Raw genomic sequence first — 25,810 nt, 5'->3', positions numbered from 1 at the left:
TTTTTTTATTAGGCCGTTGAAGAGACAGGAGAATTTGTTGTAGAAGAAGTAACAGAATGGGTTAGCAGAAATTAGTAAATGAAATTTTATAGGCGCAAATCCAAATATATCGGCGTTTCGACAAAGGATATCGACTTTGCGATAAATAAAAACAAAAACAGGAGCCGTCCAGTTCCCGTTTCCCAACATTCTGTTAAAAAACCCCGAATTGTGGACAATTCGGGGTTTCGTTCGGAAAAAGGTGTATTTATTTTTATGCTAATGCAGCTGCTTGTTCTTGCTGATCTACAGGCACTACAGCGTCCGTTAATGCTTTCTCTAATTCAGCTGTGTATTTCATTTGTTCTTCTTTGCTCCAACCTAATTTTGCTGCCATATATGCAATTACTGCTTCTTTCCAATCATATACCCAGTGAATGTTGAAGAATACAGCCCCTCTGCGGCGTACGAAGAAGTCAACAGGTTTTGCTGTCATTTCATAATCCATCGCGTATACAAGCGGTACAAGCACGTCTAACGGCATGTTATATTCTTTTGCTTCTGCTTTATGTTGTTTTGCTAAGTTAAAGAGAATATCTACGTTAGATCCATAGAATTTCGCAAACTCTTCTGCTTGCTTTGCTGTTAAACCATATTTTGTTCCCTCTTGTGCTTTTTTCGCAACGAATGTTGGGAATTGTTTTGATCCACTTACATGTCCACCAGAGATTGGCATATGCTTCGTTTCACTTTTCGGATACGCACTATGTCCTTCTTTTTGTAATAATGACGTTACATAATCTACTACCATTTCAGCCATCTTACGATATCCTGTTAATTTTCCGCCCGCAATTGTGATTAAACCAGATTCAGAAGTCCAAATTTCATCTTTACGAGAAATTTCAGATGCACTCTTACCTTCTTCATAAATTAATGGGCGAACACCAGCCCAACTTGATTCAATATCTTTTTCTGTAATCTTCACAGTTGGGAACATATAGTTAATCGCATTAATGATATATGTGCGATCTTCTGTTGTCATTTGTGGTACTGCTGCGTCTTTATCATAGAACGTATCAGTTGTACCTACATATGTTTTCCCGCCACGTGGAATTGCGAAGACCATACGCTTGTCTGGTGTATCAAAGTAGATCGCTTGCCCTAGTGGGAAACGTTTTTGATCGATTACTAAGTGAACACCTTTAGATAACTGCAATACTTTTCCTCTTTTTGAATTATCTTTTTCACGTAATGTATCTACCCAAGGTCCAGCTGCGTTTACAATTTTCTTACCGTATACTTCATACACTTCTCCATCTAATAAATCGACGACACGTACACCACATACTTTTCCATCTTTATATAAGAAACCGTCTACTTTTGCATAGTTGACTGCTTTTGCACCATGTTCAATTGCTTCTTTCATAACTTCGATTGTTAAACGAGCATCATCTGTACGATACTCTACGTAATAACCGCCGCCCTTTAAGCCTTCTTGTTTTACAAGCGGTTCTTTTTTCATTGTTTCTTCGCGGCTAAACATTTTTCTACGTTCGCTGCGTTTTACACCCGCTAGGAAGTCGTATACACGAAGACCGATTGATGTACTGAATGAACCAAATGTACCGCCTTTATGGAACGGAAGTAACATCCACTCTGGTGTTGTTACATGGGGACCGTTCTCATATACGATCGCACGCTCTTTCCCAACTTCTGCTACCATTTTCACTTCAAGTTGTTTCAAATAACGTAAACCACCGTGTACAAGCTTCGTTGAACGACTTGATGTACCTGCTGCAAAGTCTTGCATTTCAAACACAATTGTTGATAAACCGCGTGTTGCTCCATCTAATGCAATACCAGAACCAGTAATACCTCCACCAATTACGATCACATCTAACTCTTGTTTATTTACTCCATTTAATACGTCTTTACGTTGTTTACTTGAAAATTTCATGGTAATTCCTCCCTTTGATAACGAAAAAAGAGACCACAAACTCCGCTATAGAATTCGCTTCTATAGCGTGTTGTGGTCTCTCCAAATCTCCTACCGAATTATTAACTTATCATCATTATAACACTGTTTATAATTATTTAAAAGCTTTTGTTGCTTCAATTGCTTTTTTCCAACCAGCATATAGCTCTTCACTTGTTTCCGCTTCCATTGCTGGTGCAAAGCGCTTGTCCATATTCCACTGCGCCTTAATTTCGTCTTGGTTTTCCCAATATCCAACTGCAAGACCTGCTAAATATGCTGCACCTAAAGCCGTTGTTTCATTCACTTCTGGACGCTCTACTGGAACATCTAACATATCACTTTGGAATTGCATTAAGAAGTTATTCTTAACTGCTCCTCCATCAACGCGTAATGTTTTCAGTTCAATACCTGAATCTGCTTCCATAGCACATAATACATCTTTTGTTTGATATGCTAATGATTCTAGCGTTGCACGGATAAAGTGTTCTTTCGTTGTTCCGCGTGTTACGCCAAATACCGCTCCGCGTACTTCACTATCCCAATATGGTGTTCCAAGCCCTACGAATGCTGGAACAACGTAAACGCCATCTGTTGATTCAACGCGAGATGCGTATTCTTCGCTCTCACTTGCATCTTTAAACATACGCATGCCGTCACGTAACCACTGGATTGCAGAACCTGCTACGAAAATACTTCCTTCTAATGCATATTCAACTTTACCATTTAAACCCCATGCAATTGTTGTTAATAGGCCATGCTCAGACGCAACTGCTTTTTCACCTGTATTCATTAACATGAAGCAACCAGTTCCGTATGTATTCTTCGCCATACCTTCACCGAAGCAAGCTTGTCCAAATAACGCTGCTTGTTGGTCACCTGCGATACCTGCGATTGGTATATTTTGGTTAAAGAAATGATAATCAACTGTATGGGCATATACTTCAGAAGATTGACGTACTTCTGGAAGCATGCTTTTCGGCACTTCTAACATGTCTAGAAGCTCATCATCCCACTGCAGGTCGTGAATATTAAACATTAATGTACGTGATGCGTTTGAATAGTCTGTTACGTGCGCTTTACCACCAGACAATTTCCATACAAGCCATGTATCAATTGTACCGAATAATAATTCACCGCGTTCTGCTTTTTCTCTTGCACCTTCAACGTTATCTAAAATCCATTTTACTTTCGTACCTGAGAAATATGCATCAATTAAAAGTCCTGTTTTTTCGCGAACCATATCGCTATAGCCTTTTTCTTTTAACTCTTCACAAATTTCAGCTGTTTGGCGAGATTGCCATACGATTGCGTTATAAACTGGTTTACCAGTTTCTTTATCCCATACAACCGCTGTTTCACGTTGGTTTGTAATTCCGATACCAGCGATTTGCTCTGGCTTTACGTCCGCTTCACTTAAACAAGTTGCAATAACCGCTAAAATTGATCCCCAAATTTCTTGTGCATTATGCTCTACCCAACCTGGCTTTGGAAAATGTTGTGTAAATTCTTTTTGAGCTGAATGAACAATTTTACCTTCTTTATTAAAAAGGATTGCACGTGAGCTTGTTGTTCCTTGGTCTAATGAAAGAATGTATTTTTTCATAATCGGTTCCCCCTTATGCTACTTTTCTACTATTTGTATTGTTTTCGCTCTTTTTACTTGTCATATAAGAGATTGCTAGTACAATCACAGTTGCAATTATCACATAAATAAATGCTGCATTTTGTTTTCCTTCAAATACAACTTGATGGAATAAACCTGCAAGTGATCCACCTAAAATCGGTCCTACTACCGGAATCCATGCATATTTCCAGTTCGATCCACCTTTACCCGGAATCGGTAAGAAGAAGTGGGCAATACGAGGTCCTAAATCACGAGCTGGGTTAATTGCGTAACCTGTTGTTCCACCTAATGATAAACCAATACTTACGATTAAGAAACCTACGACGAATGGATTTAAACCATCCGCAAATTTATTTGCACCAATTGCTAATATACCAAATACTAAAACGAATGTTCCAATCATTTCACTTAAAAGGTTTGCAAATGTATTCGGAATTGCTGGTCCTGTTGCAAAAACGCCTAATTTTGTACCTGGGTCTTCTGTTTCTTTCCAATGAGGTAAGTAATGTAAATATACGATAATTGCACCGATGATTGCACCAATCATTTGCGCTGCGATATAACCTGGTACATCATTCCATGGAAGCGCTCCCTTAAAAGCAAGTCCAATTGTTACTGCTGGATTTAAATGTGCCCCACTAATCGATCCTACTGCATATGCTGCGATGGCAACCGCTAAGCCCCAGCCCATCGTAATAACAATCCAACCAGAATCCTTAGCAAACGACTTCTTTAAACTTACGCCTGCACAAACGCCGCCACCAAGAACGATTAACAACGCTGTCCCTATTAACTCCCCTAAAAATGCTGACATAAAATCCCTCCACAATCAATTTAAATAATTCCAATGTGATAGAGGTAAAATGAATGGCCATTCGTTTTTTTTCAAAAGAAAAAGATCCACACCTGGCATGCTTCTATATAAAAAATATAGAAACAATGAAATGTGGATCTCTTCTTTTCTCCGTCACGTTTATTAACTTATCTATAATGTTAACCTTAAATGAAAGCGGTGTCAATACATTCTTTTCACATTTTCGACACTTTTTATTTTTCTCAACATACAAGCCACTGTTACGAGAAAAAAGCGGTCTTTCACTCACTTTCTCCCTTTGTTTGTACAAGGCATAAGGCGAAATTAGGTACTGACCGCTTCTTTACACAGGCGGATCCTCTTTCCCGCCTAAAAGAAAGCTTTTATTTCGGTTTTCCCACATATAAATCGCGGCTTTGTAAACAAAAGCGGTCTTCCACTCATTTTCTCTCTTTGTTTTCATACGGCATGGGACGAAAATGGGTACTGACCGCTTCTATGCTCAGACGGATCCTCTCTCCGCCTAAAAGAAAGCTTTTTCTATCTTTGGTAATGTTTCCAGAGTTCTTTTTTCGACGTTGTAATCGCCGTCGCACCAGCGGATAACGCTCTTTCTACATCATCAACCGTACGAATAAATCCGCCTGCTAAAATCGGTACGCCCGTCCGTTCTTTCACCTCAGCAATCACACCTGTTAAAGCTCCGGGAAGCACCTCAATATAATCCGGCTTTGTTTTCTCTAAAAGATTACAACTCTTTTCCATCGCACTCGAATCAATTAAAAAGATACGTTGAATCGCGACAACACCCTTTTGCTTCGCCTTCATAATTACACTTGCCTTTGTCGACAATAGTCCATATGGCTTATACTCTTGGCATAAAAACTCTGTCGCATGGCCATCGCTTTGCAAACCGTGAATTAAATCGACATGTAAAAATACCTTTTTACAATGCTGCTTCGCAAGTGCAACAACACTTTTCAATTGACCGATATGAATGTCTAAAATAACAATATACTCATAAGAACTATATAGTAACTTTTCTAAATCTTTTATTTGCCGAACAGCTGGCAAAATATTTTGTTCATGAAATTCCATTCAAAAAGTCCCCTTCTTTACGTCTTCCTACCTTTTATAGTACACAATTTAAGCGAAAAGAAAAGCTAGCAAGAGAAATTTTTAATTCTCATTCTTGTCGCATTGTGTTGAACAGTCGATATCCTATGTCCAATTGCCGATATATGACGAGAAACGGTCGATATATCTTAAAAATCGCCAATATAATGATGGCGCAAAAAAAGAGTGAATAACCGATTAGTTACTCACTCTTTACTAGGATTAAAGCAACACAGAATCCTTATCACTCTCTTGATTACGTCTCTCGCGTTCTTCTTCTAAACGCTTCATATATACTTCGCCTTCTTTTTCAATAAACTCATTATCCATATCTTGCTCTTTTTTCGAAGTATATAAAACCATGTAACCACTTACGACAATCCCGATAATAACAAGATAAATCCACCATGGTAAAGTTTCCACTCTTCGCCCTTCCTTTCCTGAGACAAGCCTTGTTAGTTTCACTATATGAAGGTAGGACAAGAGTTATGACAATTTCTTTTTCAAACAAGTAAAGCAGTACTCCCATCTACAATCACCGTAGATAGAAGTACTGTCTTTAAAATTCTATCGATGAATCCAAACTGCACCTGCAGACTTGTCTTCAGCTTGTCCTACTACCTCAAACTTCAATCCTAGTTTCGGCAACTTACGTCCTGCATCTGGAATGATGCTGTTGATATACTGCTTAGAATCATCAAATTTCGCAACGCCTGGTAATCCTTTATAGTCAAAGATACCGCGAGTTGGCGAATCTACTTTCCATGCTGGCGTTTGATCAAATGAGAATGCAGCATCGGCAATTTGATAACGCGTACTGCTCTTCACAGTCGGTTGTCCGTTTAATGTCCCTACGATTGCCTCTGGATGAGAATCTACTACGCCTAAGAACCCTTCACCTGGATGAACGCCTACCCAGTTATCTGTAAAGCTTTGATCCGCATACCATACAACCATTCCTGTATTAAAGACTGGGCCACGTGCATGTTGTAACGCCATGTCAGAACCAGCGTAATTTCTCCACTCTACATAGTAGTTATGTTTTTTCTGTTCAAATCCGTTAGACACAGTAAATCCTTTTAACGTCATTGCAGGTTGTCCTTCTGCATCATCAGAGAAAACAACTTTGCCATCTACAGTTAATGCTGCATTATCTAATGCAAATCCTTTATAAGCTACTGCAATATCTGTTAAATACTCAAATTGCAGTTTTACTTTTTTCCCTTTGAATTGGCTTAAATCGTATGATTTATCAACCCACTTACCATCAGTTGTATCCATACCGCCTTTTACGTCTTTTTCGCCCATTCTATCAATACGTGTCTTCGTTCCATCTTCTGCAATAGCGTACACGTCAAGGAAATCATACTTCGCTTCAAGCTCATAGAATGCCTTATAATCAAACTTAGCATCCGTTGCATTTGTTAAATCAAATACTGGTGTCTCAAGTGTTGTATGAATGTCATTTCCTTTTGTACTGTAATAAAACTTCGTACCAAATGCCGATTCGATATTTTTTATATCTTTGTCCGGCAAGTTAACGCGAACGATTCCTGGCCGTTTTGATTTCGTAACACTTTGATCTAAATATGTTGCAGCACCGATTCCCGTGCCAAGTTTATCATAATCTACCTCAACGATATTCGCCCAGTTACCCTTCATATTCTTTTGGAAAAACTCTTTATTTTGTGGTGAAAAACTTGTTGGCTCTGTTCCTGCAATCTTTCCAGCCCAGCTGCCGCCGCTCATAATAGACCAAGATTCAACTGGTTCACCTTGTCCAGTGTACTTTGTATCGTACTCATCCGGTAAGCCTAAATCATGACCGTACTCATGGGCAAACACACCTACTGCTCCATCTTCAGGCTCGATTGTATAATCGTATGCAGCCATCTTTCCGCCCCAATTCGGAACAGAAGCTTGTGTTCCATCAATTGCATATGGTTTTGATCCAAGTTTTGAACGGTGAGACCAAATCGCATCATCTTTCAATTTACCGCCGCCAGCTTCTTGACCCACGCCAGCATGAACAACCATTAAATGATCAATAATGCCATCTGGCTCATTTTTATTACCATCTCCATCTTGATCGTACTGATCAAATTGGTCAAAATCAGCTAAGTTAATCCCTTTTGCTACTGCTGCTTTTAATGCTTCCTTCACAAAATCACGCGGTCCTAAAGGTCCTTTATTATCATGACCGGTACCAGCATCTGCACCATAATCAGAAGCTTTTCCTGGAACAGTAAGCCACTCCGTTACAGTTCCATCAACTGTGTAGCTACCACCTGATTGCTCTTCATAATATTGCTTGAATGTGTTAATTTTTGACCCATCAAATAGCGTAAATGGCTCATCACCAAATAACATTTTTTGATAATGCTCACGATTAAAGTCCTTAGAATACATATATCCTGGCGCTTGATCAATATTATTATGTTTAAAATCGCTAAATTCTACGAGTAAAACAAGCACTTTATCTTTTCGAACAGTTCCATTGTACTCTTCTTGCTTTGCTGGTGTAGTAGGTACTTTTCCATTTAATTTTCTAGGATTCAATCCTGCATCTTGTCCAGCTACTGGTCCTGCTGTTGGCTGCTGCGCCTGTTCATTTTCCTTCATTTTTGCATCTTTTACTTTTTTCATAAAATCAGAAGCTTCTTGCGTAAGACTATCTTCTGTAATGATTTCTTTCCCAGGGTTTTCCCCTTTCTTTTTCTCAACATACTTTTCAACAGCCTTTGACGTCTCAGCTTGTGATGCAGATTGATCAATGACTCCCCGTTCTTTTAATGCTTCTGCCAAACGCTCATCCGGTATTAAATGCTCATCTATTGGTAGAGATAATGATGGTGTTTCAGCATATGCTGCTTGACTTCCAAATGCAAAAGTACTACTTAGCACTGCCGCTGTTGCTAATACTGATAAAGGTTTTAACTTCTTATTCTTTTTCAATGCATTTCCTCCCCGTTGTTTGCGAACTATCGTTTTTTTGTCGATAACAACATAATATTCGTATTATGACGAATATTCAATATTTTTCAACAAATAAAATGTTGAGAAATATTTTTTTATGCAGGGTGAAATACATAAGATAGCAAAATAAAAAGGTTCTGCCCTAAATAGCAGAACCTTTGTTTGAATCATCTTCTTAATTATGAAAGAAGGAACGGGTAATTTTATTCATTGATGGATACAGCATGCTTTTCAAAAAAAGCTTGGACATATTTCATAAACTCTTCCGGCTCTTGACGGAACGGAGCATGATACCCTTTTTCAATAATATGGAATGTACTATTTTTAAATAGTTGATGATATGCTTCACCATTTTTCCATGAAACGCTTTTATCATTTCTGCCCCAAATGATTAAGGTCGGCACCTTGATTTCATTCGCATCCATCGCTAATCGATGTTCTCTCATCTTACTTAATTCACTATAATGCTCTTTATCATCTCTTCTATTTTTCACCGCATTTTTATCATAATCCGTAATGGTAGATACCGTATTTAAATCAACCGATAAATTCGGCTTTTGGAAACCTTCTTTTTGCTGGAAGGATTCTATTCCTGTCGAGTCCGCTAAAATAAGGTGCGTAATCGCCTCAGGATATAGGTATGTTAAATTAAGAGAAATCTCTCCCCCCATTGAATGACCAAGCACCGCAAACTTATCATAGCCTAATTTTTTCATTAACTTATAATATATATTTGCTTGCGCTGGAAATGAATACTGAAAATCCATTGGCTTCGAAGAACGACCAAATCCTAAAATATCAACTGCAATGATCGTATGATCTTTCGCTAATTCTGGATAAATATCACGAAATCCATCAGAAGAACCTCCAAAGCCATGAAGCATAAGAAGCGGCGGTTGTCCTTCACCAATTTGTTTAAAATATATTGTTTGCCCATCAATTTCTGCCATTTTTTCTGTTGTGTTCAATTTTGTTGCAACAGTATTTTTTACTTCTTCTACTTTTGCTGTCGGTTTCTCAACGATATTACAAATCACTAATACGACAAGAACAAGGCAGCTAATTACATAGAACTTTAATCGTTTCAAATTTATTGTCTCCTTTCCGCTACTTTAAATCATGAAAAAATACACTTAACATAAGCTTTCACTTTTTGTCATTATTTTATAGCCGATACAGTCGTAACCATTTAGGTTACAACTGTATCAAAAAAATATGCTTTCTCTCTAAGTAAGAATGCATTGGGATATTTCTTGTATTTGATTATTTTCGTACTGTTCAACTCTCTTGTAATCATTATAGTTACAAACAAAAAGTAGGTCAATCATTTTTCAAAAGTTTTATATACTTATAGAAATGAAGGATAAAGAAGACAAATAAAAGAAGAACGCCTTTTAGTGAGGGTAAACGTTCTTCTTTTTGTTATAGGTCTACATGAGTATTCATTATAGGTGTTCGTGGTCTATTCTGAAGCACTTATACCGGTGTTTCCATCAGTATATGAATAGGTAGATGTATCGCTAACGCTATATGCTAAATCAGGCTTTGATATGAAATGGTCTGCGTGAGTAGCTTGTTGTGTTTCAGCAAAATGATTTAATCCAAGGGAAAGAATTCCGATAACAGATAAACCAACAGTAATAACACCCAATTTTTTCATTATTTTAACGCTCCTCTACTTAATAATTTTTGTTTCGCTTCATAACAGATATTAAAATAATCACTTACTTTTTCATGATTATTCAATTTACGAAATTCGACAGCTAACAACTCACCATATTCTTCAACATAATCCCATAATCCTTGTTTTTCGAAGTAAAATAGTCCTTCTTTTATCTCTTTTTCCACTAAATCCATTGAACATCTTTCATTTAGTCTTTTCAAAATGTTGAAGTGATACATATATTCTTTGTTTCCTACTGCAGAACAAATATTTAAACCGTTTTCAATTAATTTTTGTGCAATATTTATTTCACCTAATTTATAATGTTCCCTTGCTTGTAGGAAAATGGCTTTGATATGATTAGGAAGTTTCTCTGTTACTTCTGATAAATGACGAATAGCTAAAGTGGATAGATTTTGGGTAGCATACAATAAACCTAGATTATGTCTAACTATTAAAATTAGCTTATCTTCTTTAGCTTTCTGTAAAATGTCAATTGCACGATTTAAATGTTCTTCGGCTTGTTCAAATTGTTTTAAAAATATACAAGCTGTCCCTATAATATTTTCACAGGATGCAACTTTGACTTCATATCCTTCTTGATTTAAAAATATCACTTTCGCTTTATTTATATATTCAATAGAAGATAGCATTTTGTAAGTATGGTGATACAATACAGCAAAGTGTTGATGAAATTCAGCTTGTTCTATCGGATTAGAAACTTGCTTTAATAATTCTTTAGCTTTCTCAAAATGTATTTCAGATTCTTTGTAATTCGAAATGAACATTAGATGAATACCTTTAAAGAGATGATAATAATGTGTTAAAAGCAGATCATTCGGAAGAGACAAGGAATCAATTTTATCGAAGCTATTGCTTGTAATACTTAAACGATCTGCTAACACTTGATAGCGAAAATCTAATAATGAATAATAAAACAATATGTTTTGATCTTCTTCCATATGATTAATTTTTGATTCAATTTCCTCTTTCAATCGTGTCGCTTTCTCTACTTGTTGTTGCAGCATTGACTGATACCAAGCGTCTAATGAATGCTTAATCTGTTCTTTCGTTACTACATGTGCACTCATAGAAATTCATCCCCCTCGTTTACAACTGTAATTATCTAAATATTATCACTTTTCCACAAATTGTATATCCCTCTAAATATATAAATAACTTGAGAAATAATTATCAGAATATTCAACTCAAAAGACACAATTAAAATCCACCTCATAAAAAATAGCTTTCATATCCTTATTGCGGGTAGTACCAGCGAAACTGTCACTACCCGCAATAAGGATATGAATTAAGAATGCACTGATTCCTCTAGATATGATCTCTCTTCAATTTGAATTCGTTCCATCATATCCAATTTAAAGGTCCCGTAAGGATTTATATGGCTATAGATGAGTATTTCTTGCAACATGGCTACATCTTTTGTTTATAAAACCAATAGCTGAAGGTTTTGCGCATAGTGTGCGTACCAATGGATTCTACATCGGTAAAATCTCCAGCTTTTTGTAATTGTCGGTACGCTTGGATTTGGCTAATGGGTTGATATCCTTTTCGAGAAGGAAATAAGCAGGTACTTTCTAGGGTTTGGGTATAGGAATAGACTTCATCCAAAATAGAAGTGAGATTAATCATGCGCTCTTTTTTCGTTTTTGTAGTAAAAATAAAAAGAACTTGTAAAAAAATACAAGTTCTTTTTAAAATAATGTAAACTGAAGGGTAAAACAAACTATCTTATCAAAAAAACTAGGGATCACTATTTCTTAAGACTACTAGGACCTCTTTATTATATAACAAATATTAACATGCAAAGTTTATAGTTTTGAAAATTATGTGAATTAAGATAACAGATCAATTTATTCCATATATAAAGTTACGTTAAATTCGTGGGGTTTAACCCCACCTTTCCTCCATTGTATGAAGAAATTCGGTAAGTATGGATATGTTGCCGAGCCGAACATACCAAAAACAAAGGGTAATACATTTATGTTTGATATCCGCTTTATTAAAATATTTTCCGTATAGGAAGTGAATAAGCTTCCTATACGGAAAATATTACATATTAATACTTTAGGAGATTTTAAAAATAAAGAGGTGATTTTTAAATGTATAATGAGTCAATATATTTTCCTTATATAAATTATAATCAATACTTCGATCGTCAATTCCCTGGTCCTCCGATTCCAAGTATACCGGGAATGCCAAGTTTTCCGGGTGCACCAGGACAGCAAAGTTCACAAGCTCCAACATCTCCTCCTCCATCATTTATTCCTCAACAATCAACTGCTTCACCATTTGCTGTTGATCCAGGGGCAATTTCATTCTGTTTATTTCGAAATACCTATATATGGCTTACAAATGGTGAACAGTTTTGGTATTATCCGATTTTTGTAGGACGAAGATCTGTTACTGGTTTTAGATGGAACGGTAGGTTTTGGGTGATTTTTGGAATTGATACAAGAAGGATTAGTTCATTTACATGTTTTTAAAAATTATAGAGTAACGATAAAAGTTTAATTATATAAACAAAAGAGGTATTAGAATGAAAAACTTTCAATCATTTGATGGGACAATAACTATGATTAACGATTTTGTAACAGGATCAAATGAAGAAATAGGATGTACTAAATTAATATCCGTAGATAATGGTTATGGGACTCTAACAAATTTTGTAGTGAAACCAAATACTTATTTTATTGACTACGCAGCGGTAGTAGTAGGAGATAAAGTAACTGGATTTTACGATGCTAATGTCCCTGTTCCTCTCATTTTCCCACCACAATTTCAAGCAATTGTTATAGCGAAATATATACCCTATCAAAATGTAAAAGTAGATAATTTTAATGAACAGTTAGAGAGTAGTGATGGAAAATTAAAATTAAATATTTCTCCTTCTACTCAAATTTTATTAACAAATGGCCAATTTTTTACAGGGAATCTTGCGAATCGAAATTTAATAGTTATTTATGGTCTTACAACAATGAGTATACCAGCCCAAACTACGCCATATAAAATCATTGTTTTGTGTCAAAAGTGATTTTTATTTTAAAGGGTCTCTCGGTTTATTTGAGAGGCTTTTTTTGTTTCTGAAGAAAAAAATAATGAAAAGTAGGAAAAAAGGTTTATTTTTTAAGATAGGGCCACGCCCCATACTCATCAAGCTAAGATTTTGAAATATCCCCAAAACGAAAATTTTATATTTCTACAGTTATTTATAAGAATTCAGCTTACTTTTTTCGTTTTGGGAAACAACCAATTTCTTAAGTTGATGGATATGTGTTACTACCCCCACTTTTAAAAATAAAAAAGGCAAGCAACCCCAGCTATACGCTAAAATCACTTGCCTCATAAGTATTATTTAGTTATGAAAAGTAGGCTTATAAAACGAACGATTATCAAGTGCAAAGACACGTTCTGTGTATTCACCTGGTTTCGTGCGCCCAAGGGCACGATCCATCATGTTCATCTTCGCATCTAAATTATCGATGTAATGCAGAATTTCTGCTTCTTTTACTAATGGCGGTTTTGGGCTACCCCATTCCGCTTTCCCGTGATGGGATAAGACGATGTGCTGAAGAATTAATACTTCTTCTCCTTCGATTTTCAGTTCATCTGCTGCTTTTCCAATTTCGTTTACCATGATGGAAATGTGGCCAAGTAGATTTCCTTCTAATGTATACGTTGTTGAAATTGGACCAGACAATTCAATTACTTTACCAAGGTCATGTAAAATAACACCTGCATACAGTAAATCTTTATCTAAAGATGGGTATAGCGTAGCAATGGCTTTCGCTAAATCAAGCATCGATACAACGTGATACGCAAGCCCCGATACGAACTCGTGATGATTTTTCGTCGCTGCTGGATAGTCTAAAAATTCATTTTGATGTTTATTCAATAAGTGTCTTGTCAGACGCTGAATGTTCGGATTTCTCATTTCAAATATGTACTGTGTAATCTTTTCTACCATATCTTCTTTTTTCACTGGTGCTTTTTCTACAAAGTCTGAGATATCTGTCACTTCATTCGCATTTGCAACGCGAATTTGCTTCACACGAAGTTGAATACGCCCTTTATAGTTTTGAATATCTCCAGCTACTTTCACAATCGTTTCTGCTACATATTGTTTCTCAACTTCTGGTGATACATCCCATAGCTTCGCTTCAATATCTCCAGTTTGGTCTTGTAAGATTACTGTTAAAAATGGCTTCCCATTACTCGCGATACCTTTTGTCGCTGTCTTAATTAACAAGAAGATATCGACTTGTTCACCAACTTCATATTCTGCAATTTTCTTTTTCATCCTGATTCCTCCACCAACTTAAGTACTTTTAGTATAGCACATTATACCTTATTTTCTTTATGCTCACGTGTTAATTTTATAATCTGTTTTTCCGCAAAGAATGATAATAGATGGGCATGACATGTAAAGAAAATCACTTGTCTATCCTTCGCAATTTCTTTTATTAACTGGATTGTTCGTTCTGTTCTTACTGCATCAAAATGCACAAAGCTATCATCAATAATAAATGGATAATCATGTTCAAACGTCCGGGCTAGCGCAAATCTTAGTGATAAATAAAGTTGCTCCGCTGTCGCTTGACTGAGTTCATGACTATAAAAACGAATACCATCACTTCGTTCTACAATAAACGGCTCTGTTTCTGATGGTGAAAAAATCTTACTATACTGACCGCCTGTTAAATATACAAAATACTCCTCTGCCTTTTGTAAAATGCGCGGCAGCTGCACTTCATGATAGTATTGCTTTGTTTTTGTTAACACTGTTTTTGCCGCTGCATACGCCGCCCACTTCTTCACTTGCTCACGCACTTGGGACTTTTTCATTTCCCATTCATGGAGTAAATCGCCGTACGTACTACCTTCTTCTAAGTTCGCAACATCTACGCGGTGCTCCGCAATACGCTCGGTCAACTCCTTCTCTTGTGAAAGGAAGTCTTGTATATAGAGCGCTTCTTGTTTCAGCTTTCCTTCATACCCTTCCACTTGATAGTGTTCCGCTAATGATAAGCTTGTTAAACGTTTTTCTAACATGTCAATTTGAGGTGATAACCGCTCTACTTGCTTCTCTGCATCTTCACGCTTTTCTGCCCTCTTGCCAGCTTCTAAAAACATTTCTTCATCAGTAGCTGCTGCCATTTCCCAGAGCGCATCTCTTTCTAATGTAAGTTGTTCTACTTGATGCTGTAATAGTGCTTGTTCTTCTTTCCAATCAGCTAGCTTCCCTAAAAGCTGCTCTCTCTTTTGTTTCTTTTCTTTTTCCTTTTGAATACGATTACTGATCATATGAAGATGATCAAAATCTGTATTTTCCATAACGTTTTCTAGTTTATGTTCAAACTGCGAAATCATTTCATATAATATTCCTTTTCGCTCCGCCAGCTTTCCTACCTCACGATATAACTGCTGCATCTTTTCAATGCGTTCAAATGCTGGCAAGACATGTGCATATGTATAAAAACTTGGGAAAGAATAACGCGCATTATATGTATCCACTTGCTCTCCCATACGAAACGTATCTCGCTCCCATTCTTCATATGCAGAAACACCTTTATCATAGGTTCGTTCTATTTGTTGTAATTTATAAGACTCTCGCTCAAATAATTTACGAATTTCTTCATCTTTTTCTAATTGATAACGAATGGATAGCGCCTCTTCATTTTGCCTTCCACCTGCACTTTGCTGCAGCGAGAGCAGTTCTTCTTGTAAACCATCGGAAGAAGTATCTTTATACAAAACAAGTGCAAGTACAATTAGGACAAAGACGATAACACTTGTAAATAATAACGCACGATTATCTAGAAATATACTTGTCAGCAAAATCACTGTATTAATAGCTAACAAAAGGAAACAAATCGTCTGCCAGCGCTTTTTCTTTTCCTGCGCGGTTTTCATTCTTTCTTCATATTTACGCTTCATTCGTTCCACGCCAGTACCCATAAAAACTGTATCTTGAAACGATCTTTCCTTTTCTACAAGCGCCTGTCGCTCTTCATCCGCTAACATCTGCTTTCGGATGTGCCTTACATTCTCTTCCTGTTCTTCTAGTTGCTCTTGCACTACTTTAAAGCGCTCATCTAGCTGCTCTTTCCGCGTCTCTAATGCTCTCGCCTTTTGCACCATTTGCGTTATCATTTCTTTCGCTGCAAGGCTTGTATCAAATGAAAGCACACTTTCTTTCTCAAAAGTAGCACCAATTTGCTGCTCAAGCTCTTCTATCTCTTCTTTCATATTTCCAATACTTACTGTAATATCACGCATTTCTTGACGTGCATTTTCATATGACATATGCTGCATACGAAGTTCTTCTACATAGCTATCCTTTTGCAAGAGCTCTTCTTGTACTTCTACCCCATCCACTTCCGTTTGCACCATTTCCATCCTTTTCTGGATGGAATCCAATTGCACCCCGAGCGGCTCGAGTTTTGCTTTTATCGTTTCGAAACGTTCTACTCCTCGAACAGGAAACGGATTCTTCTGTTCTTCTAGCACTTTTTCATATGCATGTTTTTCAATCACAAGAGGTTGCAATGCAGCCAATACTTCATAGTCTTGCTTACGCTTTTCTGCCATCTCTTTTTCATTCCGAATATGGGCAAGACGCCCTTCATTTTCTTTTAACTGCCCCATTAACTTTTCATACGTACCAATCTTCCCTTGCCACGCCCCAAGCTTTTCTTGGAGCTTCTTTATTTCTTGAAGTGACGCATTGATCTCAGGCTTACGACCATTTGGCTTAAAACGCTGCTCCATTTCTTTTTCTAACTTTTTATCTAACTGCAGCAGGGCATCGCTCCCAACTGCACTCGCCGAAAATAAATAATTTCCGATTTCAGCTTCTCCAATATGATGAATATTTTGAAGACCGTGCATATCAAACGAAAAGACAGAATCAAACAGGCTCTCATTCATCCCGCTTAGCACAGTCTGTAACACTTCTTCTCCAGCTGTTTTTCCATCTTCAAAGTATACTGTTACTTCCCCAGCAGCCGTTTTCGGCAAGCGCTCGATTTGGAGTCTCCCATACTGCTCAGTCATAACAGTCACCCTGCCGCCGTACTTCCCGCCTTCTTTCGGCTCATAACGCCTTTGTCCTCTCATTGGGAACCCAAACAAAATACTCTTCATAAACGAACGAATCGTTGATTTTCCTGCTTCATTTTCACCGTACAACACCGTCAGCAATGAAAGATCCATTTCCACATTTTCTAATTTTCCATAACCATAAATATGGAGTTTTTCAATTTTCATTTTTTATCCCTCTCTTGCTGGAATAGTTGCTCTAATATAATATTTTCCGCTTCCTTTTGAATTTCTGCTTTTTCCTCATCTGAAAAGGATTCAATCACATTACGCGCAACTGGAGATGTCCAAATCGTCCTAAGCACCGCATCCATATTCGTAAATGATTCCAATTCTTGCAATACACTACCAACAAAATGATTCTCCTCTTTTAATCGCTGGATTTCTGCAAATGAAACCGTCTCATTCTTCCACTTCATCACATACACAAAATCTCTTCGTTCTTCTCCCGCTGCTAAAATATGAAAAATCTCTTCCACACGTTTTTCATCACGTAAATAAGGAAACAATGGCCCTTGTCCGATGAATACAATTGTCAAAAGAGTTCCTTCCTCTTCCTGACGCCATTCATTCATCACTTCCGTACAAGCTGTCATAAGGTCATCAACTGTTTGCAGTTCATCAATGCTAATTTCCGTCTCTTCCCAAACTACATCCGCCGCACCGAAAAATGAGCACACCGTTCCCTGCTCTGTTATCTCAACAAGATACGCCCCCTTCTCTCCTGTTTCCTTCCGGTGGCGTCCTTGTATATTGCCTGGATAAATGATATATGGCTCCTCTGCTAAAATCTCTCGCTTATGTATATGCCCAAGAGCCCAGTAATCAAATCCCTTTTCTTTTAACTCACGAATTTGAAACGGCGCATAGCGATTATGTTCCGCATCGCCTTCCACACTCCCGTGAAGCATGCCAATATGAAAAGGCGCATCGCTCATTTTTGCATACTGCGCCGTCATATTATCCGTTACAGCCTGCTGCAAATAACTAAACCCATAAATAGATGCAAGCAGTTCATCATCTTTATAAAACGGCTTTTCTTCTACATATGGCTCTGCAAACACATGAACATTTTCAGGAAACTCAATTGCTGCCCAGCTTCCCCCTAAATGATCGTGGTTACCATGAATGATATAAACCGGAATCTCATACTGCGAAAGGCGCTTCATCTGCTCCCTCACAAACACTTGCGCCCTAAGACTTCTCGTTTCCGCATCATATAAATCTCCTGCTAGTAATACAAAATCAACGCGCTCTTGAATTGCTTTATCGATAATACGCTCAAACGACTGAAACGTACTTTGCTTCATTCTTTCCCAAACAGATGACGGCACATTCATTTCCATCCCTTTAAACGGACTATCCAAATGCAAATCTGCCGCATGTATAAACTTTACTTGTTTCACAAATAAACGATCCTTTCTTTATCCTATAAAAGTTTCACTCTATTTTACCACGCAATGTCACATATTTCTTTGCATATTCTAGCATTTTATGACAAAATAGTTATAAGATTCTGATTTTAATTTTTGGAGGGAATTTTCATGGGAGTATACGTTCTAACAGTCTTTGAAAAAGATGGTTCAAAAATGCTAGACGAATCATTCGAGGCGGCAACAGAAGCAGAAGCGAAATCAAAAGGAGCATCCATTTTACAAGAAAAGGGATTGCATAAGCACACACATCGCTGCACATCTTCAGCAGGAAAGCTCGTTTTATTCCAGCGCTAAAAAAAGAAGCGTCATCCGCTTCTTTTTCATTCTATATCTTCATCACACCACGTAAATACCACATCTAGAATCCGGTTACCAATACGCACGCGTCTGTTCCACTTTCCAGTTTGAATTTGGCGCATTAGCTCATCTTTCATCTTTTCCGTCCAGTCGTGAATGGTTCCATTCCCGTCGTACGGATATACATTAGGAAACTCTTCCTGCAGAAGACTCAAGCTCTCTGCATCCAAATGAAAATGGAAATAGTAGTTGGCCGTAAGCGATGGCTCTTGCAATTGTAAAAACGGATCGTCAATTTGCTTTCTATTTCGGTAGAAAGTAAATATATTTACCTTTCCGCTCGTAATTTGGTCAATTTGAATTTCGTGCTTCTCTATAATCACGTCGTGCCCACCTCGTTATATACTACCTTTAGTATATATGTCTTTTGCATCAAAGTTAACCATTTTCACACGAAATTCATTTCCTTCATCTATTTCCCGTACCTCCAAGTAACAATCAGAACACATAAAAAAACAAATTTGAAGGGGAGCGATTCTATGTATTTCGGTAGCAAAGGTTGGTATGTAAAGGAACTAAAAAAATTAGGTATCCGTACTTATGAAGGTAAAAAACTAGAATCCTATCGTACGCATGTGTTGGCTAGTTTGCTTGAGAGAGTTCAGAAAGAATCGGCTTAATACTAATACAAGAAAGAAGCAACGTTTGTTTTTGCGTTGCTTCTTTTTTATTTTTCATAAAGGCTGTTTTCGTATATATTGGAGACACAAAATCTTGAACGTATTAGGAACTCTTGGTTTTAATCAATTACAAGGCATCATAGTGAACGACGAAACTTTCTTTCGAGAATCTTTAAAAGGTCATCGTGAAATCGCTCATAGAAAAGACAAAAAAACAACTTGAATTAATCCAAATTGTTTTCCCTTAAGAATTGTATAATTTGCCCTTTGTGGTGGTTATCGTGGTCTGTAAATTCCTTAACAATATATATAAGTGAGTAAGGTGCTCCAGTATGTGGACAATGAGTTACACCATTTGCAGTTAATGACTTGTTTAACTTTTCGATTGGAAATTCGTTAAGTTCTTTTATAAGTAGTTCCCTTGTATCTTTTGCTTCTTCAAGAAGTTTTGATTGTGATATTCCTGATTTTGCATAGTCTGATGCCTTTTTATTATGTGTATCAAAATTTGGAAACTCCATTCCCTTTTCATTTTGTACAGATGGGAGGACCTTTTTTAATAGATGATTATCCCAATTCATAATATGGACTATTATCTCCCTTACAGACCACTTACCTTCGGCTATTGATTTAGACCATAATGTGTCATCAATTTCTTCTAAAGTGCTTAACCAAGATGAATAATGACTAAAATTACTAATTATGTTTTTTACCTCACTCAATTTAATCCCTCTTTTCTAAATTAATTTAATATAATTATAACATTAAACTCACAATACACAAACATACGTTCTTGTAAATGTTTTCAGTTATAAAACCAACAGCCTTTTATAAAAAAAGAAACCGATGATATGCATTTCGTTAGCAAAGGTTGGTACTTAAAGAAATTAGGTACCCGTTCCGATGCTTCGCCACATGAACCTCGGTAATATCCTTATTCTCTGTCTCCTTATCATAATAATCCTCTCTTTTATAATTCCTATCAAATTGAACTATTCGTCTACTCTCATATTTAAGAATTGCACAAGTTGATCATTTAAATAACTTGTACTATAAGAAAAATCATTTTGATACCATTCAATAATAATGCCAATAATCGCATTCGCTTGGTAGGAACAATAGAGTGAATGATTAACTCCTTCTTTAAGAAAAGCCTCTTGATCTTGAAGTAACAAACGCTTTATTTCCTCAAATAATAAATAATAGTACATTAATGGAACCTTTTTGGAAAAAACAATTCTGTAGAATGACTTATATTTTTCGATATGATGAAAAACCCGAATGGTAGACGGGTCTAATTTACTCGTTTTCAATACTGATACGTGGCGATAAGGTTCTTGATAAGAACGGACCAAATCCGCTGTAATTTCTTTAAAATATTCCTCGAATAAATCTTCTACTTGTTTATAATGCAAGTAAAATGTACCACGATTTATTTTTGCCTTTCTGCAAATTTCCGAGATTGAGATGACTTCTAGATTTTTTTCATTTAGTAATTCTAACAATGCATTATGTAACGCCTCTTTTGTTTTCACAATCCGCATATCTGTACGCATCTTTTTTCACCTCTTATTGAACACATTTCTAACTATGTGTTAATTATTGAACATTTATCGTTTTTTTGCTCATTGTAAGCGCTCTTTTATATGATTATAATTTTTATTGAACAACTGTTCAATAAAGTGAAACTTTAATCAGTGGGGGGGCTTCATTCCCCACTGATTATCAGCCTGCACCAATCGGGCTTTTACGGGCAGTTGATCCCCCACCTAACTTCTTTGCTTTCGCTGAATTTTGAGGTGGAGGTCTTACTGCCCGTTAATGCGGAATAAACAGACAAAGGGGGCCGTTTCGAATGAGATTAAAAGGAAAAGTAGCAATTGTCACTGGTGCTGCGTCAGGCATGGGGAAAGCAATCGCAGAAGGTTATGCAAAAGAGGGCGCAAAGGTCGTTGTATCAGACTTAAACTTAGAAGGGGCTCAACATGTAGTACAGGGAATTAAGGCTACAGGTGCAGAGGCCATTGCTGTTCAAACAAACGTTACTTCCGATGAAGATCTACAACGTCTTTTCAATGAAACAAAACAAGCTTATGGAAAATTAGATATTCTTGTTAATAATGCAGGCATCATGGACGGAATGGAGCCTGTTGGTGAAATTTCAGACGAACGCTGGGAGAAGGTTTTCTCCGTTAATACAGTAGCTGTAATGAAAACAATGCGGATTGCAGTGAATCTATTCTTAGAACAAGGACATGGTACGATCGTTAATAACATTTCTGCAGGCGGACTATACGGCTCACGTGCTGGTGCTGCTTACACAGCATCTAAACATGCAGTCGTTGGCCTAACAAAAAACACTGCCTTTATGTATGCGAACAAAAACATCCGTTGTAACGGTATCGCTCCTGGAGCAGTCATGACAAACATTGCTTCTTCAATGACTCATTTGAGCGAATTTGGAGCAAGCCGCCAAGCATTAGGTATGGCAATTAATCCACGTGCCGGACAACCAGAAGAAGTTGCAAGGCTAGCTATCTTCTTAGGCTCAGACGAGGCTAGTTTCGTAAACGGACAAGTGATTGCGGTAGACGGCGGTTGGACTTCCTATTAATACACCTATTAGGGGTTACAACACATAGCTATCAAGTTTAGAGAAATGAGTTGATCTGTTTTCTTAACTTGATGGGTATGGTGTTCATTCAGAATACATGTAAAAACGGGTCATAACATGAACTGACCCGTTTTACTCTTTATATCATTATACTCTTCATCAAAATAGTAAGTTTATGTTAAAATCGTAAATCTTCTGCATCACTCAGTTGTTCTGGATGTCTATTTTTCCGTTTTTGAGAAATCATCTTTGGTCACCATATCCTGGTAGGTCGCCCGTTCGTTTCCAATCTTGACATCAGCGATAAAAATCTTCCGTTCTTTTACCGGACTAGGTTTCGGTTCACCGTACTTCGGTTTCCACTGTGGGTGGTAAAGCCCTGTTTTGAGGTAAGGCGTACGCGCACGTGTAGTATAGGCATTAGGACCTTGCACTTCCCATACAACTTTTCCATCCTTCCATATTTGTAGCAATCCGTCGTTCCCTGATGACCACTTTGCATGAATTACCCAAGAAGACCAGACTCCTTTTTGCACCAGTTCGTCCAATGTCTTAGAATCGCGCTCTATATTTGCAGTAGGACCGAATGCGCGTTGTATACTCCATCTGTCACCTTTCACTGCAATAGCCAATTCCGGAAAATCCCGATCCACCCGCTCACTGCCGAGTACAGCATGCCATTGCATGACGATATCGTCGCCACTGCCCTTGTCGAACACCCAATCCTGCGGGATATAAATCCGTGCTGTATACCAACGTTCGTGGAACCCTTCTTCGTATGGTTGTGCAATTTCCGAGCGGAATTGTCCTTGAGAATGCGGAACAACGAACTGCACTGCTTTGTGATCTCCCGTCATGCCTGGCGCATTTACTACATGTACACGCTGCGTGATCGTGTCAATATCTAGGTTGGTGCGGTTTTCCGAGTCGTTGATTGCTATTTTCCATTTTTCTAGCCCAGATTGAAAGATATCTTCTAACATAATAGAATTGTTTGTTTCCTTCAACTTAGGCTTCTTTTCTTTTTTGGATATATAGGGTTGAGTCACTGTCTCTTTTCTATTAACCAATACGATACCACCTACAAGTAAACTGACAAATAGGAAAGATATAGCAAGAATTTTTTTCATCTTTCGTTACACTCCATCTGGTTGATGTTTCTTTTGCATTTGATGGCATTAAAATCTCTTAAGTTGAGGGCGATGTATAGTTCCCCTATTATGTAATGCCAACCCATTCCTCTCCTATTATATCGAATTAATCCATCATTAAATGAAACAACAGAATAAATATTGAATGTCCCATAGCAACCATCTCTGGTCATTTCACTTCCTCAACTCACTATATTGCTTATGAATTCTGTTTTCTGGTTTTTTGTCCACTGTATACAACACAATAAGGAATAACCATTCCAAAGGCTTCATGATAAGATAGATAATGTCTGCAGACCATTTTGAATTGATATGCCTGCTGATTGGGTAGCCATACCTGTCATAAAAATTACGGATGGCTTTATGGAAGTTTGGAACATATTGTTCAAGAATGTTCTCAAATGCATTAGCAATTAGTAGCTGGCGGTTCACAGGGATTCTTTCTCCACTTCTGATGCCTGCCCTAACTGGCTTGACCAATTTTTTATGTCCTCTAGCAGAGACCGTACACAAATAATGCCCGTCACCCGCCACTATCTCTGGTTTTGGCGCAGGGATATTCGAATAGTTGAAAGAACTTGTTTCAAGGAACACACGAATAAAGCTATCTGGTCGTTGCCCAAACAGAACCAAAATTAGTTGGATGATAATCAGAACTGGAAACAAGCTTATAGCCCATAGTTTTGACATCTGTTGATAGTTATTACATACCCGGAAGAGAAATAGCATACATTTATTGTTGTACTCAATCTCTTTTTCATGCTGACTAGCAAGAAAATGGTTCAGAGAATCTTTCAAGCTTGCGATATATAAAACAAACAACGATAGACAGCTAGTTTGCAGAAGAAAAACCGAATATTCTTCACCATCATTTGAGAAGGCTGTATGAGTGAGATAGGCAACCGCAAATATGATATTCAGTATCATTAATGTACTGCATACCACATAAATAAGCGGAGGAAGATCCCCATAATTAAGGCTTACGATCCAAAAGCTAATCATCCCCAATGTTATTAAGACAATTACTGAAACTATATATTCATTTGCAAGAGAAGCATATCCATTATTCTTAGCACCAGTCCTTTCAAAAATATGCAATTGCTCACCAGCACCCGCTGCCACTCCATTTAGAAAAAAGCCAAGCATGAATAAACAATAAATAACCATGGAGGCAAAAACATCTATTGATTTGATTTTGACTGATTTCTCCTTCGTAAAATTCCGAGACATCCTAAAAAAGGCATACCTAGGAATTGAAATAAATAAGAGCACCTTTATAAAAACAAGCAACTCTCTCCCTCCTCTAATCCATCCAAACACTTTGTTAGTATTTTAACAGTTTACCTTTTGCAAAAAAACTATCATCTTATTTCTCGCTATTAATAATCCTAAGAACGAGCAAAAATATGAGAATAAATGTTTAATGATAAATAAAACGGACAAAATCCCTTCGCCCCGACCGCTTCTATGCATGGCCAGATGCTCTCGACCACCTCTAAAAAGAAAGAGATCTTTATCTTTTATCCAACTGGCTCATTATTTTCTATCAACATTTGAATTTGACAGCTATAAGATTCTGTATTAAAGAAATCGTTAAATAACTCCACTTCAATGAAACCTTTAACTTTTAAATTATTTTCTTTTACATATTTAATGATTTTATTTCGACGTTCCTCTTCATTCTCTTTACTATAAGATAACGTTACATACTTTCCCTTTGGTAATATTTTTATATTTTGTTCAGCTTCTATATTAGAATCCCCTTGAAATCTACTAAAAACATATTTTGGTTCTGCATCCCCCTCTGAATTAAAGTTATATATGATTCCTCTTTCCATTGACATTTTCCCCTCTTTATCTTGAATGATTTTCTCTAAGTCTGAATAGTAAAGTAGCTCTTGTAAACTTCCCACTTCTTTACATGGTGCTACAATTACATAGCGCGGTTCAAAGAACTGAATAGATATCTCATCACTATTTAATATATCCTTAGAAGTCTCTACCTTCATATTTAAGCTATCAATGGTTTTGATTACTTCTTGCATTTTCTTTATGTTTTCTTCTGCTTCATATCTTTTTAATTGTAAAAATTGTAGTAATTGATCAGTATCACAGTCCTTAAAAATCTCTTGAAGCTCTACTATACTCGTTCTTAACTCTCTACAGCTTTTTATAATATCTATATGAATAAATTGATCTATAGAATAATACCTATAACCTGTTGTTTCATCAATATATCTTGGAATAAGAATCCCCATTTTGTGATAATATCGTAACGCTTTTATTGTGATGTCCTTTATTTTCGCAACTTCCCCAATAGAAAATAAGTTTTTCACCCTAATCACTTCCTTTATATTTTTCTT

The 25,810-nt window shown here is 37.0% G+C and carries 23 protein-coding genes and 2 pseudogenes; 6 read left to right on the top strand and 19 right to left on the bottom strand.

The genetic code is table 11. The annotated features are described in order from the left end of the window. Positions 1-253: 253 nt before the first annotated feature. The 10 genes and pseudogenes from glpD to BPMYX0001_RS30250 all read right to left on the bottom strand — a co-directional run. The gene (gene glpD, locus BPMYX0001_RS04665) at positions 254-1,936 is read right to left on the bottom strand and encodes an aerobic glycerol-3-phosphate dehydrogenase (protein ID WP_006093845.1); all 1,683 of its coding nucleotides are present in this window, start codon (positions 1,934-1,936) and stop codon (positions 254-256) included. Between the two features lie 133 nt (positions 1,937-2,069). After that, positions 2,070-3,560 (bottom strand): glycerol kinase GlpK, encoded by a 1,491-nt coding sequence (glpK, locus tag BPMYX0001_RS04660; protein ID WP_006093843.1) that lies wholly within the window; start codon positions 3,558-3,560, stop codon positions 2,070-2,072. A gap of 13 nt (positions 3,561-3,573) precedes the next feature. Next, a complete protein-coding gene (gene glpF / locus BPMYX0001_RS04655) occupies positions 3,574-4,395 on the bottom strand; it encodes a glycerol uptake facilitator protein GlpF (protein ID WP_006093841.1) in 822 nt (273 codons plus the stop codon). A 540-nt stretch (positions 4,396-4,935) separates the two neighbouring features. Then, on the bottom strand, positions 4,936-5,493 hold the full coding sequence (locus BPMYX0001_RS04650; protein ID WP_006093839.1) for a glycerol-3-phosphate responsive antiterminator: 558 nt from the start codon (positions 5,491-5,493) through the stop codon (positions 4,936-4,938). A gap of 240 nt (positions 5,494-5,733) precedes the next feature. Further along, positions 5,734-5,934, bottom strand: a complete 201-nt coding sequence (locus BPMYX0001_RS04645; RefSeq protein ID WP_003195714.1) for a sporulation YhaL family protein — start codon at positions 5,932-5,934, stop codon at positions 5,734-5,736. Positions 5,935-6,078: 144 nt separating this feature from the next. Next, the gene (locus BPMYX0001_RS04640) at positions 6,079-8,466 is read right to left on the bottom strand and encodes an immune inhibitor A domain-containing protein (protein ID WP_006093836.1); all 2,388 of its coding nucleotides are present in this window, start codon (positions 8,464-8,466) and stop codon (positions 6,079-6,081) included. Positions 8,467-8,690: 224 nt separating this feature from the next. Beyond that, on the bottom strand, positions 8,691-9,575 hold the full coding sequence (locus BPMYX0001_RS04635; protein ID WP_033798698.1) for an alpha/beta fold hydrolase: 885 nt from the start codon (positions 9,573-9,575) through the stop codon (positions 8,691-8,693). Between the two features lie 374 nt (positions 9,576-9,949). Beyond that, complete coding sequence (locus tag BPMYX0001_RS04630; protein WP_006093830.1) at positions 9,950-10,147, bottom strand: Phr family secreted Rap phosphatase inhibitor; 198 nt, start codon at positions 10,145-10,147, stop codon at positions 9,950-9,952. After that, entirely contained in the window at positions 10,147-11,241 is a 1,095-nt protein-coding gene (locus BPMYX0001_RS04625) for a Rap family tetratricopeptide repeat protein (protein ID WP_006093828.1), read from the bottom strand. Before BPMYX0001_RS04625 ends, BPMYX0001_RS04630 begins: the two co-directional genes overlap by 1 nt. A gap of 218 nt (positions 11,242-11,459) precedes the next feature. Further along, positions 11,460-11,818: pseudogene (locus BPMYX0001_RS30250) on the bottom strand (tyrosine-type recombinase/integrase); the annotation flags it as partial. A gap of 452 nt (positions 11,819-12,270) precedes the next feature. Between BPMYX0001_RS30250 and BPMYX0001_RS04620 the strand changes: the two are divergent. Together BPMYX0001_RS04620 and BPMYX0001_RS04615 are read left to right on the top strand one after the other, a co-directional pair. Then, positions 12,271-12,654 carry a hypothetical protein gene (locus BPMYX0001_RS04620; RefSeq protein WP_006093826.1) on the top strand — a complete coding sequence of 128 codons (384 nt, stop codon included), beginning with the start codon at positions 12,271-12,273 and terminating at the stop codon, positions 12,652-12,654. A 53-nt stretch (positions 12,655-12,707) separates the two neighbouring features. Further along, positions 12,708-13,202: a hypothetical protein gene (locus BPMYX0001_RS04615; protein ID WP_003195700.1), complete on the top strand. Its 495-nt coding sequence runs from the start codon at positions 12,708-12,710 to the stop codon at positions 13,200-13,202. Positions 13,203-13,523: 321 nt separating this feature from the next. On the opposite strand, the gene yhaM is transcribed toward BPMYX0001_RS04615, so the two are convergent. From yhaM to BPMYX0001_RS04600, 3 genes are read right to left on the bottom strand one after another with little or no spacing between them, the layout of a single operon-like run. Then, positions 13,524-14,468 (bottom strand): 3'-5' exoribonuclease YhaM, encoded by a 945-nt coding sequence (yhaM, locus tag BPMYX0001_RS04610; protein ID WP_006093824.1) that lies wholly within the window; start codon positions 14,466-14,468, stop codon positions 13,524-13,526. A gap of 41 nt (positions 14,469-14,509) precedes the next feature. Then, a complete protein-coding gene (locus BPMYX0001_RS04605) occupies positions 14,510-17,437 on the bottom strand; it encodes an ATP-binding protein (protein WP_033798697.1) in 2,928 nt (975 codons plus the stop codon). Continuing rightward, positions 17,434-18,675: a metallophosphoesterase family protein gene (locus BPMYX0001_RS04600; RefSeq protein ID WP_006093820.1), complete on the bottom strand. Its 1,242-nt coding sequence runs from the start codon at positions 18,673-18,675 to the stop codon at positions 17,434-17,436. The genes BPMYX0001_RS04605 and BPMYX0001_RS04600 overlap by 4 nt, the downstream gene beginning before the upstream one ends. A gap of 138 nt (positions 18,676-18,813) precedes the next feature. On the opposite strand from BPMYX0001_RS04600, the gene BPMYX0001_RS04595 reads away from it, so the two are divergent. Beyond that, positions 18,814-18,999, top strand: a complete 186-nt coding sequence (locus tag BPMYX0001_RS04595; protein ID WP_003195690.1) for a YhzD family protein — start codon at positions 18,814-18,816, stop codon at positions 18,997-18,999. Between the two features lie 26 nt (positions 19,000-19,025). On the opposite strand, the gene BPMYX0001_RS04590 is transcribed toward BPMYX0001_RS04595, so the two are convergent. Further along, positions 19,026-19,385 carry a hypothetical protein gene (locus tag BPMYX0001_RS04590; protein WP_006093817.1) on the bottom strand — a complete coding sequence of 120 codons (360 nt, stop codon included), beginning with the start codon at positions 19,383-19,385 and terminating at the stop codon, positions 19,026-19,028. Positions 19,386-19,541: 156 nt separating this feature from the next. Between BPMYX0001_RS04590 and BPMYX0001_RS30245 the strand changes: the two genes are divergently transcribed. Together BPMYX0001_RS30245 and BPMYX0001_RS31995 are read left to right on the top strand one after the other, a co-directional pair. Next, entirely contained in the window at positions 19,542-19,682 is a 141-nt protein-coding gene (locus BPMYX0001_RS30245) for a YflJ family protein (protein ID WP_018766939.1), read from the top strand. Between the two features lie 76 nt (positions 19,683-19,758). Then, a pseudogene (locus tag BPMYX0001_RS31995) lies at positions 19,759-19,896 on the top strand (IS1595 family transposase); the annotation flags it as partial. 10 nt (positions 19,897-19,906) lie between these two features. On the opposite strand, the gene BPMYX0001_RS04585 reads toward BPMYX0001_RS31995, so the two are convergent. Continuing rightward, positions 19,907-20,404 carry a DinB family protein gene (locus BPMYX0001_RS04585; RefSeq protein WP_006093814.1) on the bottom strand — a complete coding sequence of 166 codons (498 nt, stop codon included), beginning with the start codon at positions 20,402-20,404 and terminating at the stop codon, positions 19,907-19,909. A 270-nt stretch (positions 20,405-20,674) separates the two neighbouring features. Continuing rightward, positions 20,675-21,238 carry a TetR/AcrR family transcriptional regulator gene (locus BPMYX0001_RS04580; protein WP_006093813.1) on the bottom strand — a complete coding sequence of 188 codons (564 nt, stop codon included), beginning with the start codon at positions 21,236-21,238 and terminating at the stop codon, positions 20,675-20,677. Between the two features lie 299 nt (positions 21,239-21,537). Between BPMYX0001_RS04580 and BPMYX0001_RS04575 the strand changes: the two genes are divergently transcribed. Further along, positions 21,538-22,296 carry an SDR family oxidoreductase gene (locus tag BPMYX0001_RS04575; protein WP_006093812.1) on the top strand — a complete coding sequence of 253 codons (759 nt, stop codon included), beginning with the start codon at positions 21,538-21,540 and terminating at the stop codon, positions 22,294-22,296. A 221-nt stretch (positions 22,297-22,517) separates the two neighbouring features. On the opposite strand, the gene BPMYX0001_RS04570 is transcribed toward BPMYX0001_RS04575, so the two are convergent. The 3 genes from BPMYX0001_RS04570 to BPMYX0001_RS04555 all read right to left on the bottom strand — a co-directional run bounded on the left by BPMYX0001_RS04570 (position 22,518) and on the right by BPMYX0001_RS04555 (position 25,783). Then, positions 22,518-23,426: a polysaccharide lyase family 20 protein gene (locus tag BPMYX0001_RS04570; RefSeq protein WP_006093811.1), complete on the bottom strand. Its 909-nt coding sequence runs from the start codon at positions 23,424-23,426 to the stop codon at positions 22,518-22,520. 195 nt (positions 23,427-23,621) lie between these two features. Further along, positions 23,622-24,737, bottom strand: a complete 1,116-nt coding sequence (locus BPMYX0001_RS04560; RefSeq protein ID WP_018782908.1) for a DUF6688 domain-containing protein — start codon at positions 24,735-24,737, stop codon at positions 23,622-23,624. A gap of 230 nt (positions 24,738-24,967) precedes the next feature. Further along, positions 24,968-25,783, bottom strand: coding sequence for a MerR family transcriptional regulator (locus BPMYX0001_RS04555; protein ID WP_006093809.1), 816 nt, complete (start codon positions 25,781-25,783; stop codon positions 24,968-24,970). Between the last annotated feature and the right edge of the window lie 27 nt (positions 25,784-25,810).

Source organism: Bacillus pseudomycoides DSM 12442, assembly GCF_000161455.1.
Taxonomy (GTDB): Bacteria; Bacillota; Bacilli; order Bacillales; family Bacillaceae_G; genus Bacillus_A; species Bacillus_A pseudomycoides.
This window is presented reverse-complemented; position numbering and strand designations above follow the sequence as displayed.

Excerpts from the sequence above, each read along its gene's own strand:
- glpD (WP_006093845.1), bottom strand. The coding sequence starts at position 1,936 with ATGAAATTTTCAAGTAAACAACGTAAAGACGTATTAAATGGAGTAAAT.
- glpK (WP_006093843.1), bottom strand. The coding sequence starts at position 3,560 with ATGAAAAAATACATTCTTTCATTAGACCAAGGAACAACAAGCTCACGT.
- glpF (WP_006093841.1), bottom strand. The coding sequence starts at position 4,395 with ATGTCAGCATTTTTAGGGGAGTTAATAGGGACAGCGTTGTTAATCGTT.
- BPMYX0001_RS04650 (WP_006093839.1), bottom strand. The coding sequence starts at position 5,493 with ATGGAATTTCATGAACAAAATATTTTGCCAGCTGTTCGGCAAATAAAA.
- BPMYX0001_RS04630 (WP_006093830.1), bottom strand. The coding sequence starts at position 10,147 with ATGAAAAAATTGGGTGTTATTACTGTTGGTTTATCTGTTATCGGAATT.
- BPMYX0001_RS04625 (WP_006093828.1), bottom strand. The coding sequence starts at position 11,241 with ATGAGTGCACATGTAGTAACGAAAGAACAGATTAAGCATTCATTAGAC.
- BPMYX0001_RS04620 (WP_006093826.1), top strand. The coding sequence starts at position 12,271 with ATGTATAATGAGTCAATATATTTTCCTTATATAAATTATAATCAATAC.
- BPMYX0001_RS04615 (WP_003195700.1), top strand. The coding sequence starts at position 12,708 with ATGAAAAACTTTCAATCATTTGATGGGACAATAACTATGATTAACGAT.
- yhaM (WP_006093824.1), bottom strand. The coding sequence starts at position 14,468 with ATGAAAAAGAAAATTGCAGAATATGAAGTTGGTGAACAAGTCGATATC.
- BPMYX0001_RS04605 (WP_033798697.1), bottom strand. The coding sequence starts at position 17,437 with ATGAAAATTGAAAAACTCCATATTTATGGTTATGGAAAATTAGAAAAT.
- BPMYX0001_RS04595 (WP_003195690.1), top strand. The coding sequence starts at position 18,814 with ATGGGAGTATACGTTCTAACAGTCTTTGAAAAAGATGGTTCAAAAATG.
- BPMYX0001_RS30245 (WP_018766939.1), top strand. The coding sequence starts at position 19,542 with ATGTATTTCGGTAGCAAAGGTTGGTATGTAAAGGAACTAAAAAAATTA.
- BPMYX0001_RS04580 (WP_006093813.1), bottom strand. The coding sequence starts at position 21,238 with ATGCGTACAGATATGCGGATTGTGAAAACAAAAGAGGCGTTACATAAT.
- BPMYX0001_RS04575 (WP_006093812.1), top strand. The coding sequence starts at position 21,538 with ATGAGATTAAAAGGAAAAGTAGCAATTGTCACTGGTGCTGCGTCAGGC.
- BPMYX0001_RS04570 (WP_006093811.1), bottom strand. The coding sequence starts at position 23,426 with ATGAAAAAAATTCTTGCTATATCTTTCCTATTTGTCAGTTTACTTGTA.